14 protein-coding genes are annotated in these 14,858 nt (G+C 70.6%); 8 read left to right on the top strand and 6 right to left on the bottom strand.

Annotated features, from left to right (window positions below; genetic code table 11):
• Positions 1 to 88 precede the first annotated feature (88 nt).
• The gene (gene mptB / locus ABTZ99_RS38895; RefSeq protein WP_498779883.1) at positions 89 to 1,657 is read right to left on the bottom strand and encodes a polyprenol phosphomannose-dependent alpha 1,6 mannosyltransferase MptB; all 1,569 of its coding nucleotides are present in this window, start codon (positions 1,655 to 1,657) and stop codon (positions 89 to 91) included.
• A gap of 110 nt (positions 1,658 to 1,767) precedes the next feature.
• On the opposite strand from mptB, the gene ABTZ99_RS38890 reads away from it, so the two are divergent.
• From ABTZ99_RS38890 to ABTZ99_RS38855, 8 genes are read left to right on the top strand one after another with little or no spacing between them, the layout of a single operon-like run.
• Entirely contained in the window at positions 1,768 to 2,469 is a 702-nt protein-coding gene (locus ABTZ99_RS38890; protein ID WP_230569125.1) for a helix-turn-helix transcriptional regulator, read from the top strand.
• Positions 2,466 to 3,911: a Fe-S cluster assembly protein SufB gene (sufB, locus tag ABTZ99_RS38885; protein ID WP_498779743.1), complete on the top strand. Its 1,446-nt coding sequence runs from the start codon at positions 2,466 to 2,468 to the stop codon at positions 3,909 to 3,911. Before ABTZ99_RS38890 ends, sufB begins: the two co-directional genes overlap by 4 nt.
• Before the next feature lies 1 nt (position 3,912).
• A complete protein-coding gene (sufD, locus tag ABTZ99_RS38880; protein WP_499618047.1) occupies positions 3,913 to 5,088 on the top strand; it encodes a Fe-S cluster assembly protein SufD in 1,176 nt (391 codons plus the stop codon).
• Positions 5,085 to 5,405, top strand: coding sequence for a non-heme iron oxygenase ferredoxin subunit (locus ABTZ99_RS38875; RefSeq protein ID WP_230569122.1), 321 nt, complete (start codon positions 5,085 to 5,087; stop codon positions 5,403 to 5,405). The genes sufD and ABTZ99_RS38875 overlap by 4 nt, the downstream gene beginning before the upstream one ends.
• 51 nt (positions 5,406 to 5,456) lie before the next feature.
• Positions 5,457 to 6,230, top strand: coding sequence for a Fe-S cluster assembly ATPase SufC (gene sufC, locus ABTZ99_RS38870; protein ID WP_498779738.1), 774 nt, complete (start codon positions 5,457 to 5,459; stop codon positions 6,228 to 6,230).
• A gap of 45 nt (positions 6,231 to 6,275) precedes the next feature.
• Complete coding sequence (locus tag ABTZ99_RS38865; protein ID WP_498779737.1) at positions 6,276 to 7,553, top strand: cysteine desulfurase; 1,278 nt, start codon at positions 6,276 to 6,278, stop codon at positions 7,551 to 7,553.
• A gap of 1 nt (position 7,554) precedes the next feature.
• Positions 7,555 to 7,998 (top strand): Fe-S cluster assembly sulfur transfer protein SufU, encoded by a 444-nt coding sequence (sufU, locus tag ABTZ99_RS38860; protein WP_498779735.1) that lies wholly within the window; start codon positions 7,555 to 7,557, stop codon positions 7,996 to 7,998.
• Complete coding sequence (locus tag ABTZ99_RS38855; protein ID WP_230569118.1) at positions 7,995 to 8,393, top strand: metal-sulfur cluster assembly factor; 399 nt, start codon at positions 7,995 to 7,997, stop codon at positions 8,391 to 8,393. Before sufU ends, ABTZ99_RS38855 begins: the two co-directional genes overlap by 4 nt.
• A gap of 553 nt (positions 8,394 to 8,946) precedes the next feature.
• Here ABTZ99_RS38855 and ABTZ99_RS38850 read toward each other — a convergent pair.
• From ABTZ99_RS38850 to ABTZ99_RS38830, 5 genes are all read right to left on the bottom strand, one after another.
• A complete protein-coding gene (locus tag ABTZ99_RS38850; protein ID WP_498779733.1) occupies positions 8,947 to 9,360 on the bottom strand; it encodes a CBS domain-containing protein in 414 nt (137 codons plus the stop codon).
• A 116-nt stretch (positions 9,361 to 9,476) separates the two neighbouring features.
• Entirely contained in the window at positions 9,477 to 10,592 is a 1,116-nt protein-coding gene (locus tag ABTZ99_RS38845; protein ID WP_498779730.1) for a carboxylate-amine ligase, read from the bottom strand.
• An 81-nt stretch (positions 10,593 to 10,673) separates the two neighbouring features.
• Positions 10,674 to 12,377, bottom strand: coding sequence for an EAL domain-containing protein (locus ABTZ99_RS38840; protein WP_498779728.1), 1,704 nt, complete (start codon positions 12,375 to 12,377; stop codon positions 10,674 to 10,676).
• Positions 12,378 to 12,418: 41 nt separating this feature from the next.
• Entirely contained in the window at positions 12,419 to 13,492 is a 1,074-nt protein-coding gene (locus ABTZ99_RS38835; RefSeq protein ID WP_499618046.1) for a lycopene cyclase family protein, read from the bottom strand.
• On the bottom strand, positions 13,492 to 14,460 hold the full coding sequence (locus ABTZ99_RS38830) for an MASE1 domain-containing protein (protein ID WP_499618045.1): 969 nt from the start codon (positions 14,458 to 14,460) through the stop codon (positions 13,492 to 13,494). The genes ABTZ99_RS38835 and ABTZ99_RS38830 overlap by 1 nt, the downstream gene beginning before the upstream one ends.
• Between the last annotated feature and the right edge of the window lie 398 nt (positions 14,461 to 14,858).

Genomic DNA, 14,858 nt, shown 5'->3' with positions numbered 1-14,858 from the left:
GCGGACCCCGATCCTCCCGCACCCCCTACCTCGCCGACCGCCCCCACCCGTTACACCCCGCGCGGGACCTGGGGGTTCGACCCGAGGGTCAGGCGTAGCCGGGGAGGGGGTCGCGCTTGATCAGCGGCAGGACCTGCTTGCGGGCGACGAACAGGCACACGGCGAACGCGATCAGAGCGCCCGCCACGGCCTGCGGCACGATGTAGGCCCGCCCGTCGAACGCCGAGCCCGTCGGCGGCAGGATGACCGCGATCACGGCGCTGGCGGTGGTGGCGAAGACCCGGAACCGACGCGCCAGCACGGCCGTGGCCAGCGGCAACGCCGCCCACAGCACGTACCACGGCTGCAGCACGGGCCCGAGCACGAGCACCGCGCCCAGCCCGGCCCCCAGCCCGTTGACGGCCTTGATCCGACCCCGGAACGCCTTCCACAGCAGCGTCGCCACGATCACCACCGACACGGCCTGCGTGACGATCCGCATCAGCACGATCACCGACTCGGTGTGGTTGCCCAGCCCGAGCAGCAGCCCGAGCCCCCCGCCCATGAACCCCATGGCGGTCGGCGGCGACATCCAGCTCTTCACCGTGCCGGCCACGTTCAGCGTCTCCACCCACCCGAACCCGAGCCCGGTGCCGACGCACGTCCCGACCATCACCACACCCGAGATGACCAGCAACAACAACGCCGCCCGCACCAGGTCGGAGAACCGCCCGCCCCACCGCCGCGCGATCAGCACGCCCAGGAAGCCGAGCGCCAGCGCGGCCGGGATCTTCACCGCCGCGCCCAACGTGATCATGGTCGCGCCCAGGACTATCCACAGCAGCTCTTCACGCGTCATCGGCGCGCCCGGGACCAGCGGCATCTTCCGCAGCGCCAACTCCAGCCCCACCAGCATCAGGCCGATCGCCAGGCCCTCGTTGTGCACGCCCACGACCAGGTGGAACAGCACCAGCGGGTTCGCCGCGCCCAACCACAGGGCGCTCACCGGCGGCACGCCGAAGCGCCGGGCCAGCCGGGGCAGCGCCCACACGATCATCGCCAGCCCCAGCAGCCCCAGCAGCCGGTGCAGGAAGATGCCGGGCAGCACGCTGTCGCCGGTCACCATCGAGATGACCCGCCCGGCGGCCAGGAACAGCGGCCCGTACGGCGCGGGCGTCTCGCGCCAGATGTTCGGCACGTTCTTCGTCAGGTCGTGCTCGACGCCCAGCGCCGTGGCCGGGCCGAGCTCGTACGGGTCCTGCCCGTTGGCCGCGATCTGCGACTGCGCCAGGTAGCTGTACACGTCACGGCTGAACATGGGCAGCACGAACACCAGCGGCGTGATCCACATCAGCAGCGTGCGGTCGAGCTGGCTGCGCGACACCAGCCGGGGGCGGCCCGGCCGGGCGAACCGGCCCAGCCACAGCCACGCCGACACGATGAGGAAGATGCCGGTCCACGCGACGGCCATGGACGCGCTGGGCATCCGCGGGAACAGCCCGAGCAGCGGCGTGCCCGGCAGCGGGCTGAAGATCGGCGCCGCGCCCGACCCGAGGGAGCCGACGGCCAGCAGCAGCGCGCCCACCGTGCCCCACCGGCGGATCACGTCGAGCTGCCGCCGTTCGGGCGCGTCGAGGGGTGCTGCCTCGCCGATCTCGCTCCGGTTCGCCATCACCATTCCGCCCGCCGCCACGTCCGAAGGGTAGCGACCGGCCGGGACGCGTGACTCGGGTCACCCGAGGAGGGTCGATCTTTGCGGCGGCCAGCGAAATACGCAACACTGGTGTTGTGAAAAACGCCGGGACCGACTCGACCGCTGTGCCTTCCGGGCACGACGGCCGGACCCGGCACGCCGTCGCACGGCTCCTCCTGGAGCAGGGCCCGGTGACCGCGGCCTCGGTCGCGGAGCAGCTGGGCCTGAGCCCCACGGCGGTGCGCCGGCACATCGACGCGCTGGTGGCCGACGGCGAGGCGGCCAGCAGGGAGGCCCCTCGACGGGGCCAGCGCGGCCGGGGTCGCCCGGCCAAGCTCTTCCTGCTGACCGAGCAGGGGCGGGCCCGCTTCGGGCACGCCTACGACGACCTCGCCGCCGCCGCGCTGCGGTTCCTCGCCGAACAGGGCGGGGAGGAGGCGGTACGAACCTTCGCCGAACGACGGGTGTCCGCATTCGTCGACCGGCACCGCGCGGCCATCGTGGCCCAGCCCGACGCCGCGGAGCGGGCCAAGGCCCTCGCCGTGGCGCTGACCAGGGAGGGCTACGCTGCCTCGGCGCGCCACGTGGGGGCGGGCGAGCAGCTCTGCCAGCACCTGTGCCCGGTGGCGCACGTCGCGGCGGAGTTCCCGCAGTTGTGCGAGACCGAGACGGCGGCGTTCGCCGACCTGCTCGGCACGCACGTCCAGCGCCTGGCCACCATCGCCCGCGGCGATGCCGTGTGCACGACGCACATCCCGAACACACCCCGGATCCCAGATGGAGGGGAGCCCGCATGACTGCCGCTGCCGAGCAGCGCACCACCACAGCCCCGCTCACCCAGGAAGAAACCCTGGCGAGCATCGGCAACTACGAGTTCGGCTGGTCCGACTCGGACGTGGCAGGCGCGAGCGCTCGCCGGGGCCTGAACGAGGACGTCGTTCGGGACATCTCGGCGAAGAAGAACGAGCCCGAGTGGATGCTGGAGTTCCGGCTCAAGGCGCTGCGGTTGTTCGACCGCAAGCCCATGCCGACCTGGGGCTCCGACCTGTCGGGCATCGACTTCGACAACATCAAGTACTTCGTCCGGTCGACCGAGAAGCAGGCGGCGACCTGGGACGACCTGCCCGACGAGATCAAGAACACCTACGACCGCCTCGGCATCCCGGAGGCGGAGAAGCAGCGCCTGGTCTCCGGCGTCGCGGCCCAGTACGAGTCCGAGGTCGTCTACCACAAGATCCGCGAGGACCTCGAGGAGCAGGGTGTCGTCTTCCTCGACACCGACACCGCCCTCAAGGAGCACCCGGAGCTGTTCAAGGAGTACTTCGGCTCCGTCATCCCCTCGGGTGACAACAAGTTCTCCGCGCTGAACTCCGCGGTGTGGTCGGGCGGCTCGTTCATCTACGTGCCCAAGGGCGTCCACGTCGACATCCCGCTGCAGGCCTACTTCCGGATCAACACCGAGAACATGGGCCAGTTCGAGCGCACGCTGATCATCGTCGACGAGGGCGCGTACGTGCACTACGTCGAGGGCTGCACCGCGCCGATCTACTCGTCGGACTCGCTGCACTCCGCCGTCGTGGAGATCATCGTCAAGAAGGGTGGTCGCTGCCGCTACACGACCATCCAGAACTGGTCGAACAACGTCTACAACCTGGTCACCAAGCGCGCCAAGGCCGAAGAGGGCGCGACCATGGAGTGGATCGACGGCAACATCGGCTCCAAGGTCACCATGAAGTACCCGGCCGTGTTCCTGATGGGCGAGCACGCCAAGGGCGAGGTCCTCTCGATCGCGTTCGCGGGCGAGGGCCAGCACCAGGACGCCGGCGCGAAGATGGTCCACATGGCGCCGCACACGTCGTCCACGATCGTGTCGAAGTCGGTGGCGCGCGGCGGCGGCCGCACCTCCTACCGCGGCCTCGTGCAGGTCAACAAGCGGGCGCACCACTCGAAGTCCACGGTCAAGTGCGACGCGCTGCTGGTGGACAACATCAGCCGCTCGGACACCTACCCGTACGTCGACGTCCGCGAGGACGACGTGTCGATGGGCCACGAGGCCACGGTCTCGAAGGTCTCCGAGGACCAGTTGTTCTACCTGATGTCCCGCGGTCTCAACGAGGACGAGGCCATGGCGATGATCGTGCGCGGGTTCGTCGAGCCCATCGCGCGCGAGCTGCCGATGGAGTACGCCCTCGAGCTGAACCGCCTGATCGAGCTGCAGATGGAAGGGGCCGTCGGCTGACATGGCCGTCACCACCGAAGACCAGCAACACGGCCTGACGGCCCACTCGCACGGTGCGGGTGCCCCGATCTCCTCGCGCGCGGACCACTTCACGTCGTTCGACGTGAACGCGTTCGAGGTGCCCGGCGGTCGCGAGGAGATCTGGCGCTTCACCCCCATGAAGCGCCTGGCGAACCTGCACCAAGGCGCCGAGGCGACCGGCACGGCGAACGTCGAGGTCGACGCGCCCGAGGGCGTCACGGTCGAGACCGTGGCGCGCGACGACGAGCGGCTCGGCGTCGCCGGCACCCCCGGTGACCGCGTCGCCGCCCAGGCCTGGTCGTCGTTCACCGAGGCCACCGTCGTCACCCTCCCCGGTGACGCGAAGTCCGAGCCGACCACCATCACGGTGACCGGCGCGGGCGAGGGCCAGGTCGCCTACGGCCACCTGCACGTGCACGCCAAGCAGTTCGCCGAGGCCGTCGTGGTCATCGACCACCGCGGCTCCGGCGCGTACGCCGACAACATCGAGTTCGTCGTCGGCGACGGCGCGCACCTCACCGTGGTCGCCATCCAGGACTGGGCCGACGACGCGGTGCACGTGTCGTCGCACCACGCCAAGCTGGGCCGCGACGCCTCGTTCAAGCACACCGTCATGACCCTCGGCGGCAACGTCGTCCGCCTCACGCCCGCGGTCACCTACACCGGCCGCGGCGGGGACGCCGAGCTGCTCGGCCTGTACTTCGCCGACGCCGGCCAGCACCTGGAGCACCGCACCTTCATCGACCACTCGGCGTCCAACTGCCGCAGCAACGTGGTCTACAAGGGCGCGTTGCAGGGCGAGGACGCGCACACGGTGTGGATCGGCGACGTGCTGATCCGCGCGGCGGCCGAGGGCACCGAGACCTTCGAGCTCAACCGGAACCTGGTGCTCACCGACGGCGCGCGCGCCGACTCGGTGCCCAACCTGGAGATCGAGACCGGCGAGATCGAGGGCGCGGGCCACGCCAGCGCCACCGGCCGGTTCGACGACGAGCAGCTGTTCTACCTGCAGGCCCGCGGCATCCCGGAGGACCAGGCACGACGGCTGGTCGTGCGCGGGTTCTTCCACGAGATCCTCCTGAAGATCGCCGTTCCCGAGGTGCGCGAGCGCCTGGAAGCCGCGATCGAGGCGGAGCTCGAAGCGGTGGGCGCGTGATCAGGGTGTGCTCGCTGACCGACCTCGACGACGGCAAACCCGCCGCGTTCGAGGTCGGCGACGAGTACACCCCGGTCCTGCTCGTCCGCGACGGCGGAACCGTGCACGCGCTGCGCGACCTGTGCTCGCACGCCGAAGTGGCGCTCAGCGAGGGCGAGGTGACGCGCAAGGGCGTGGAGTGCTGGCTGCACGGGTCGTGCTTCGACCTGCGCACCGGCCGCCCGTCCTCGCCGCCCGCCACCGAGCCGGTCGACGTGTTCGCCGTCGAACTCCGCGGGGACGACGTCTACGTGGACGTCACCGCGGCGGTGAACTGACCTTGGCTACGAACTGACTTTCGCTCGCAACACCAGGAGAACGAACCACCAATGGCCACTCTGGAGATCAAGGACCTGCACGTCTCGGTCAACACCGACGACGGCGCCAAGGAGATCCTCAAGGGCGTCGACCTGACCATCAAGGCGGGCGAGACCCACGCGATCATGGGCCCCAACGGCTCGGGCAAGTCCACCTTGTCCTACGCCATCGCCGGGCACCCCAAGTACGAGATCACCTCCGGCAGCGTGCTGCTGGACGGCGAGGACGTGCTGGAGATGACCGTGGACGAGCGCGCCCGCGCGGGTCTGTTCCTCGCCATGCAGTACCCGGTCGAGGTGCCCGGCGTCTCGATGTCGAACTTCCTGCGCACCGCCGCCACCGCCGTCCGCGGCGAGGCGCCGAAGCTGCGCCACTGGGTCAAGGAGGTCAAGGAGGCGATGTCCGAGCTGGAGATCGACCCGACCTTCGCGGAGCGCTCGGTCAACGAGGGCTTCTCCGGCGGCGAGAAGAAGCGCCACGAGATCCTGCAGCTCGGGCTGCTCCAGCCGAAGATCGCGATCCTCGACGAGACCGACTCCGGCCTCGACGTCGACGCGCTGCGCGTCGTGTCCGAGGGCGTGAACCGGTACAAGCGCTCCGGTGAGGTCGGCGTCATGCTGATCACGCACTACACCCGGATCCTCAAGTACATCTCGCCCGACTTCGTGCACGTGTTCGCCGGTGGCCGCATCGCCGAGTCCGGCGGTCCGGAGCTGGCCGACCAGCTCGAGGCCGAGGGTTACGTGAAGTACATCGGGAAGCCGGAAGCAGCGGGCATCGCCTGACGTTGCACCGTTCGTGAACACGTACCGAGAGGAGGCGTCGGAGCAGTGACCACCACCGTCACCCCGCTGGACGTCGCTACCGTCCGAGCGGACTTCCCGATCCTGGGACGCACCGTGCGGGAGGGAAAGCGGCTGGTCTACCTGGACTCCGGCGCCACCTCGCAACGCCCGAGGCAGGTCCTCGACGCCGAGCGCGCCTTCCTGGAGACCGCCAACGCCGCGGTGCACCGCGGGGCGCACCAACTGGCCGAAGAGGCCACGGACGCCTACGAGGGCGCGCGGCAGAAGATCGCCGACTTCGTGGGCGTCGACCAGGGCGAGATCGTGTTCACCAAGAACGCGACCGAGGGCGTGAACCTCGTCGCGTACGCGATGGGCAACGCGGCCACCGCCGGTCCCGAGGCCGAGCGGTTCCGCATCGGTCCCGGCGACGAGATCGTCGTGACCGAGATGGAGCACCACGCGAACCTCGTGCCGTGGCAGCAGCTGGCCGCGCGCACAGGCGCCACCCTGCGCTGGTTCGGCGTGACGGACGAGGGCAGGCTCGACCTGTCCGAGCTCGACTCGCTGGTCAACGAGCGGACGAAGGTCGTCGCGTTCACCCACCAGTCGAACGTGCTCGGCACCGTCAACCCGGTGCGGGTGCTCGCGGACGCGGCCCGCGCGGTGGGCGCGCTGACCGTGCTGGACGCGTGCCAGTCGGTGCCGCACGGCGCGGTGGACTTCAAGGCCCTGGGCGTGGACTTCGCGGTGTTCAGCGGCCACAAGATGCTCGGCCCGTCCGGCATCGGGGTCCTGTACGGGCGCCGTGAGCTGCTGGAGGCCCTGCCGCCGTTCCTCACCGGCGGGTCGATGATCGAGCTGGTGCACATGGCGCGGTCGACCTTCGCGCCGCCGCCCGCGCGGTTCGAGGCGGGTGTGCCCATGACGTCGCAGGCCGTGGCGTTGGGTGCCGCGGTGGACTACCTCGACGCCGTCGGCATGGACCGGATCGCCGCGCACGAGCACCAGCTCACCGAGCTGGCGCTGCGCGGCCTGGCCGAGGTGCCCGGTGTGCGGATCGTGGGTCCGACGGACGCGGTGGACCGCGGCGGCGCGGTGTCGTTCGTCATCGACGGCATCCACGCGCACGACGCCGGCCAGGTGCTCGACAGCCTGGGCGTCGCGGTGCGCGTCGGCCACCACTGCGCGTGGCCCCTGCACCGGCGGATGAACGCCGCCGCCACCGTGCGGGCCAGCTTCTACCTGTACAACACACCGGACGAGGTGACCGCCCTGGTCGACGCCGTCCGCGAGGCGCAGAAGTTCTTCGGGGTGGTCTGAGATGCAGCTGCAGCAGATGTACCAGGAGATCATCCTGGACCACTACAAGAACCCGCACGGGCGCGGCCTGCGCGACCCGTTCGACGCCGAGTCGCACCAGATCAACCCGACGTGCGGCGACGAGGTGACGTTGCGGGTGGCGCTGGACGGCGACACCGTGCGCGACGTGTCCTACGACGGGCAGGGCTGTTCCATCAGCCAGGCGTCCACCTCGGTGCTGACGGACCTGGTGGTCGGCAAGCCGTTGAGCGAGGCGTTCGAGAAGATGGACGCGTTCGTCGAGCTGATGCAGGGCCGCGGCCAGGTGGAGCCCGACGAGGACGTCCTGGAGGACGGCATCGCGTTCGCGGGAGTGGCGAAGTACCCGGCTCGCGTGAAGTGCGCGCTGCTGGGCTGGATGGCTTTCAAGGACGCGGTGGCACGCAGCGAGGGAGCGAAGGCATGACCGCCGAAGAAGACGTGGTGCGCGGCATCGAGGGCATGCCCGAGCCGCCCGCGCCGAAGGCAGACGTGGCCGCGGTGGACGACGTCGAGGAGGCCATGCGCGACGTCGTCGACCCCGAGTTGGGGATCAACGTCGTGGACCTGGGCCTGGTCTACGACATCAGGGTGGACGAGGAGAACGTCGCGCTCATCGACATGACGCTGACGTCGGCCGCGTGTCCGTTGACGGACGTCATCGAGGACCAGACGCGGTCGGCGCTGGTGGGTGGCGGCGGCGGGGCGAGCGGGATCGTCAACGACTTCCGCATCAACTGGGTGTGGATGCCGCCGTGGGGGCCGGAGAAGATCACGGATGACGGGCGTGAGCAGTTGCGCGCCCTTGGGTTCACGGTCTGACGGTCACGGTCTGACGGTCTGACGAGTGTTCGCGGTCTGACGGGTTGGTCGGCTGAGGGTTGGTCGGAGGGGCGCGGTCCGATGGGGTCGCGGTCCGGCGGTTCGCCGTCTGGCGGGGTCGGCGTTGACGGGGTCAGCGTCTGGGGCCGCGCAGTTTGAATGCTTCGCAGGGGTCCTCGCCAAGGGGACCCCTGTTTTTAGGTTACCGGCGTGGTCTGACAATTTCGGCGGGCTTGGGTCTTGCCGGGCGTCCGCAAAAGATCAAGAGCGTCCTCGCCGGACGGGCAGATCAGCAGGATGACGGGCCGATGGGTGGTTCGGCGGCGGGTCCGTTGTGGTGCGGGTTTCGTGTCATCCCACCGACCTCCCTACGGGCTACCACACGTATCAAGGGGGCGGTTCCAGCCCATCGTTCCTGTGGGGTGGAAGGTGCCCCTTGACACGCGCGGTAGGGCGGAGCCAGGTCGGCGGGATGACACGAAGCCCTTCTGTTGGGGGAAGGGCGTGCGGTGAACGGTGTGCTTGCTGACGATGTGGTCAGCGGACGATGTGGTCAGCGGGCGTAGACGCGTTCCACGAACTCCGCGATCTGCGACTCGTCCAGGTGACGGGCCAGGTCCGCTTCCGACACCATGCCGACCAGTCGGTGCTCCTCGATCACCGGGAGCCGGCGGATCTGGTTGTCCTCCATGGTCCGCAGCACGTGCGAAAGGTCGTCGTCCGCTTCGACCCAGTGCAGGTGACCGGACATGTCGCCGGCCCTCATCGACGCCGGGTCGCGGCCCTCGGCCACGCAGCGCAGCACGATGTCGCGATCGGTGATGATGCCGTGCAGCTTGTCGTCCTTGCCGCAGATCGGCAGCGAGCCGACGTCCAGGTCACGCATCATCCGCGCCGCGTCGAGCAGGCTCTGGTCCTCCTTGACGCACTGGACACCGGCGTTCATGATCTCCCGTGCGGTGGTCATGCCGAACCTCCTTGTTCACGTACGACCAAGCATGCGCCGGTCGGGCGCGGCCGGCACTTCGACGGAGGCGGCACCGCGGCAGCGGTCTGGACGAGTCGGTGGGGAGAGCCGGGCGTTCAAGCTGTCTGAGCGGCCAGCATGTCGACCACGTCGACGAGCGAACCGCGCCGCCGGAACGCCCGCCGCTGCCGCACGGCACCCGTGCCGTCCAACAGCAGCCGGTCGATGCCGTCGACCACCAGGTCCTCGTCCCCGGTGTCACGCAGAGCAGGCCGCGTCCAGTCCACCAGCGCCCGCACCATGTCCGCCGCCGGCACCAGCCGACCGCTGAACGGCTCGATCCCGGCGCCGTCCAACCCGTCCCGGGCCGACCGCCACAACGCCGTCCGCAACGCCAGGTCCGGCACGCGCTGAGCCCGCACACCGGCCAACGCCATCACGGCGATCGCCCGCACCAGGGCCGCCAGCACCACGGCCTCGTCCACGGTCGCCGCCACGTCGCACACCCGCAGCTCCACCGTCGGGTGCCGGTGCGACAGCCGCACGTCCCAGTAGACCATCGCCGGGTCCAACGCCGCCCCGCCCGACCGCAGCACCCGCGTGCCCCGGTGGTAGTCCTCCGCCGACTCGAACCACGGCGGCGCGCCCGCCGACGGCCACGGGCTCCACGACAGGTAGCGCCAGCTCGCGTACCCGGTGTCGCGCCCGTCCCCGAACGGCGAGTTCGCGCTGATCGCCAACAGCGCCGGCAGCCACGGCCGCAGGTGGTTGCTGATCAGCACCCCGGTGTCCTCGTCCGGTATCCCGACGTGCACGTGGCACCCGCAGATGGTCAGCCCGTCGACCAACGACCCGTACTCGGCGGCGATGGTGCGGTACCGGTCGGAATCGGTCAACGGAGGCGGGCGCAAGCCGCCGAGCACCGGCGTCCCGGTCGCCACGATGCGCGCGCCCTGCGCCTGTGCCAGCGCGGCGAGCGCCAGACGTGCCGCGAGGAGCTGCTCGCGCACCTCGGCCATGCTCCGGCACACCCGAGTGGCGCTCTCCACCTGGTAGAGCGTCATCTCGGTCTGCAGGTCGGGCCCGGGACGGGCGTCGCACAACACCTCGCCGGCCAACGGCACCAGCACCCCGGTGCTCGCGTCGACCAGCAGGAACTCCTCCTCGACCCCCACCGACAGCGGCAGGTCCGAGACGACTCGCGGAAGCGGTAGGGCGGTGACCTCGGTCACGGGGACCTCCCGACGCTGGGTAGTCCGCCTGATGCTATGAGTAACCGAACGGGCCGCACATGCGGCTTTGCGGTGAACTTCCTAACTTACCGCCAGATGCGGCCCGCCGCGCAGCACGTCGACGTGGTCGCTGCCCGGCCGCCCCAGCACCCAACTGGTGCCCCGCAACGACTTCGCGTGCTCCTTCAACGGCGCCAGCAGCCGGGACACCTCCCGGTACGACCCGACCGACCCGGCCGCGCAGATCAACGTCGCCAACGACAACGTCACCCCGCGCCCCTCGGTCTCGTACGGCACGTCCAGCACACCCGCGGAGAACGGCACGATCTCGTCCAGCCCGGCCACCACCAGGAAGTCGTCCCCGCCGACGTGCCCCACCTGCACGCCCGGGTACGACGTCGCGCCGTCGGTGAGCGCACGCCCGATGGCCCGGATCAGGTCGTCACCCGCCGCGAACCCCACCGAGTCGTTCACCCGCTTGAACGCGTCCACGTCCAGCCACCCCACCGCGAACAGCTCGCCGCCCAGGATGCGCCGGTCCACCTCGCGCGCGATCGAGTCGCTGCCCGGCAGCCGCGTCAGCGGGCTCAACGCCGCCGCCTGCTCCACCTTCATCTCGGCGACACCGCGCACCACGTCCGCGACCCGCACCACGCCCAGGCAGCGGTCGTCGTCGTCCACGACCACCAAGTCGTCGTTGGTGCGCTCACGGTTCGCGTGCGCCACCACGTCCAGCAGCTCCAGCGCGCTGGAGTCCGCCCCGATCAGCTTCGGCCGGTCCGCCAGCCGCGCCGCCTCCCGCTTGGCGTGCAGGGCGTGCCCGAACGGACCCGTCACCGCCAGCAGGAACCGGTTGCGGTCCACCGTCCACCGCGGCCTGCCGTCGTCGTCCACGAGCACCACGCCGCTGACCGTCGGCTGGTTCGCGAGCACGTCGCGCACCTCCTCGGACGTCGCCGAGTCGGGCAGCGTGGTCGCCGGGTGCAGGAAGTCGGTGACCTTCGGCCCGACCTTGCGCCGCAGCGGCGCGGTCATCGTGCTCGTGACCGCCTCCGGGTCGTTGACCTCGCTCAACACCGCCGCGATCGTCGCGTCCACCTTCGGCCGCCGCTGCGGGCTCGCCAGCAGGTTGCCCTGCGCGAGCCGCACCCCGAGCCGGCGCAGCGCGGCCAGCTGCGCCTCGCTCTCCACGCCCTCCGCGACGACCAGTGACCCGATGTGCTCGCACAGGTGCTGCAACGCCTGGGCCAGCGCGTACCGGGAGGGGTCGGTGGGCAGCGCCACCACCACCTCGCGGTCGAGCTTGATCACGTCGGGCTGCACCTCGGTCAGCAGCGACAACGGCGAATCGCCCTCGCCCACGCCGTCCAGACCGATCCGGAACCCGTCCTCGCGCAGCCGCTCGATGCCCTTGACCAGCAGCCGGCGCGGCGCGCGCGAGTACGGCGTGCCGACCTCGACCACCAGGTCGGCCGGCGTGCGCCCGACCTCCCGCAGCGCGCCGTAGAGCGGTGCCATGAGCTCGGGCTTGTCCGCGATCGTCAACGCGAGCAGGTTGACGTGCAGCGGCACGCCGAGGCCGTGGTCGGCCGCGTGCCGGACCGCGCGGCACGCGAGCGCCACGTCGGTGTTGGCCAGGTACCCGGCGCGGAAAGCCATCCGCAGCAGGTCCTGCACGTTGCCGTCGTGCGGTCGGGCCAGCGCTTCTACCGCCACGACCCCTCCGGTGTGGAGGTTGAACAACGGCTGGAAGGCGAAGCGAACGTCATCCAGCAAGGCGGGCACGGCCCCGATCGTGCCCGGTCGATCTTCTTTTGCCGAGACCGTTAACCAGGTGTTCTCGCACTTTTGGCCGATTGCACAGGAAATACCAACCGGGCGCGCATACCCCACGACGCGGAGTCGAACAGCCGGAGCATCGCACGGGCGGTCCCGCGCAGGTCATCGTGCCCGCCGAGGTAGTCGCGTTGAAGACTGTCGGACAATTTGAAGAAGCTGTTGAAGAATTCCGGGACTTCGTCGGGCGGCAGCGCCAGCAACGCCTCCAGACCTCTCAACCGCAACCGGCGCACCGCGCGTTCCGCCGCCGAACGCGTCACCTCCCGCCCGGCCGCGATCGCGTCCGCCACCACCGGCGCGCGCCGCAACGCCGCCGCCACGCTGTACCCCGTCGCCGGGTGCACCCACCCCGCCGCCGCGCCGAACGCGCCGTCCCGCGCCCGCCCGTCCAACGTGATGCGCACCCGTTCCTCGTCCCGCGGCACCTCGATGCCGTGCCGGGCCAAGCGCGCGTGCAACCGCAGCCGAAGCTCGCGCAACGGCAGCCCCGGCCTGCGGGCCAACGACGTCTCCTCCAGCAACACCTCGTCCGCCGACACCGGGATCGCGTAGAGGAACGTCGGGTCGGCGGTCGTGGCCGCGGGAGGCCTGCGCCAGTCCATGATCAGCGCCTCGTCGGCGCCCACGAACGGCGTCGCGGCCCGTGCGGGAACCACCACGCCGACCGCCGTCTGAGCCGCCCGACCACCCGCCGTGCCGCTCGCGTCGACCACCCGTCCGGTCAGCACCCGCCCGTCGGCCAACGTCGCCGTCCCGCCGGTGTGGGCGACCACGCGCCCGGCGACCACCCGGACCTCGTCCGGGAGCCGCCGCAACCGCTCGTTGTCCAGCACGGCGTAACCCCGCTCGATCACGTGCTCCGCCGTCGTCACCGCACGGGCCCTCGACGTGCTGACCGCCACCGGCGCGTCGGCGGGCAACTCCTCCGCCCACGACGCGTAGGTCGCCCGCCAAGACCGCTCCGGGTTCGGGTCGACCAGCGTCGTGCCGAGCCCCCTGCCCGCGCACGCCCGCGCCAACGCCCGTCCCGCCGGCCCGCCACCGACGACCACCACGTCCACTAGCGCTTCTCCCGGGGCTTGGGCGGCAGCAGGTCGCCCAGCGCGAGCGGCTGGTACTGCGCCACCACGTCCGACAGCTGCGCCACCGTCCGCTCGATCGCCTCCCGCGCGGCGTTGCGCTCCGCGATCACCGCCGACAGCAGCAGCGCCGTCAACACCGCCGTCCCGTTGAACGCCTGGAGCGTCACCATGCGCACCACCAGGTCCAGATCGGCGAACGGACCCGTGCTGCGAGCCGCGCCCCGTGCCGCCAGGGTGGTCGCGATCAGCGCGCACGGCGCCGTGCCCAGGTGCTGGAACCGCAGCGCCGCCCAGATCAGGAACGGGAACACCAGGTACATCAGCCGCAGGTCGTGCGTCGACGCCACGGTCATGACGACCGCCGTGCTCACCAGCAACGCGGCGGCCTCCAGCCACCGGCGCACGGGGTGGTCGCGCAGTCGGAGGGAGCGGAACGCCAGGACGATCGGCACGAACACCAGCACGCCCAGCGCGTCACCGGTCCACCACACCGTCCACGTCGACCAGAACAGCGCGGCGTCGATCGCACCGGTCACCAACAACGTGCCCGCGCCGATCGTCGCGCTGACCGCCATGCCCACGAGCCCGCCCAACAGCACGAGCGCGAGCGCGTCACGCGTGCGGTCCATCTCCTGCCGGAAGCCCACCTTCCTGAGCATGAGGTAGGCGACCACAGGGCCGACGGTGTTGCCCGTGGTGATGAGCGCCGTGGCGCCGAGGTCGGTGAGGGGCGAGTTGGCCGCGAACGCGCCCAGCGCGATGCCCGGCCACATCCTCAGCCCGCCGAGCAACAGCGCGAGCACGGCCACACCGGTCGGCGGCCACAACGGCGTCACCTGGTCGTTGACCAACGCCTGGAGAAGGCCGACCTCGGCGCCCGCGTAGTAGCAAGCCGCGACCACGACGACGTGGAACGCGTACCGGCCGAGCCGAGGCGAGAGCTGCACGGGCCCAGCATCCACCGTCTCCGGAGGACGCACCACGCCTAGCTGCGGAGATGGCGCAACCGACCCCCCGATTTGTCTCCGCGTGGGCCGGGGTGTAACTTTCTCTCTGCCAGCACGGAACGGGCCGGAGAGAGACCGGAACGGAGTGCTGCGAGAACAAGCCCCCGGGACTGAATCAGCAGCACAGCGTGCTGCCTCGGCTCCGGAGGGTAGAACAAAGTGAATGCTGAGCGAGTTTGTCGCGGAGCCGAGAAGCCGAAACCGGCCGATTTGACACCGCGAAAACGAACGAGCTAAGGTTTCACCACAGCAAGCGAAACACCGGAAACACAAAGCCCCGGAATGAACCGCGGTAAGACGCGGGACGTGATGGTGAGCGCGTGTTCTTTGAGAACTCA

The sequence above is a fragment of the Actinosynnema sp. NPDC002837 genome, from assembly GCF_040295345.1.
Classification (GTDB): domain Bacteria; phylum Actinomycetota; class Actinomycetes; order Mycobacteriales; family Pseudonocardiaceae; genus Actinosynnema.
Note: the sequence above shows the minus strand (reverse complement) of the source record. Positions and strands in the feature narration are given on the sequence as shown.

What these genes read in the sequence shown, in the direction of transcription:
- mptB (WP_498779883.1), bottom strand. Translation starts at nt 1,657, where the DNA reads ATGGTGATGGCGAACCGGAGCGAGATCGGCGAGGCAGCACCCCTCGAC.
- sufB (WP_498779743.1), top strand. Translation starts at nt 2,466, where the DNA reads ATGACTGCCGCTGCCGAGCAGCGCACCACCACAGCCCCGCTCACCCAG.
- sufD (WP_499618047.1), top strand. Translation starts at nt 3,913, where the DNA reads ATGGCCGTCACCACCGAAGACCAGCAACACGGCCTGACGGCCCACTCG.
- sufC (WP_498779738.1), top strand. Translation starts at nt 5,457, where the DNA reads ATGGCCACTCTGGAGATCAAGGACCTGCACGTCTCGGTCAACACCGAC.
- sufU (WP_498779735.1), top strand. Translation starts at nt 7,555, where the DNA reads ATGCAGCTGCAGCAGATGTACCAGGAGATCATCCTGGACCACTACAAG.
- ABTZ99_RS38855 (WP_230569118.1), top strand. Translation starts at nt 7,995, where the DNA reads ATGACCGCCGAAGAAGACGTGGTGCGCGGCATCGAGGGCATGCCCGAG.
- ABTZ99_RS38850 (WP_498779733.1), bottom strand. Translation starts at nt 9,360, where the DNA reads ATGACCACCGCACGGGAGATCATGAACGCCGGTGTCCAGTGCGTCAAG.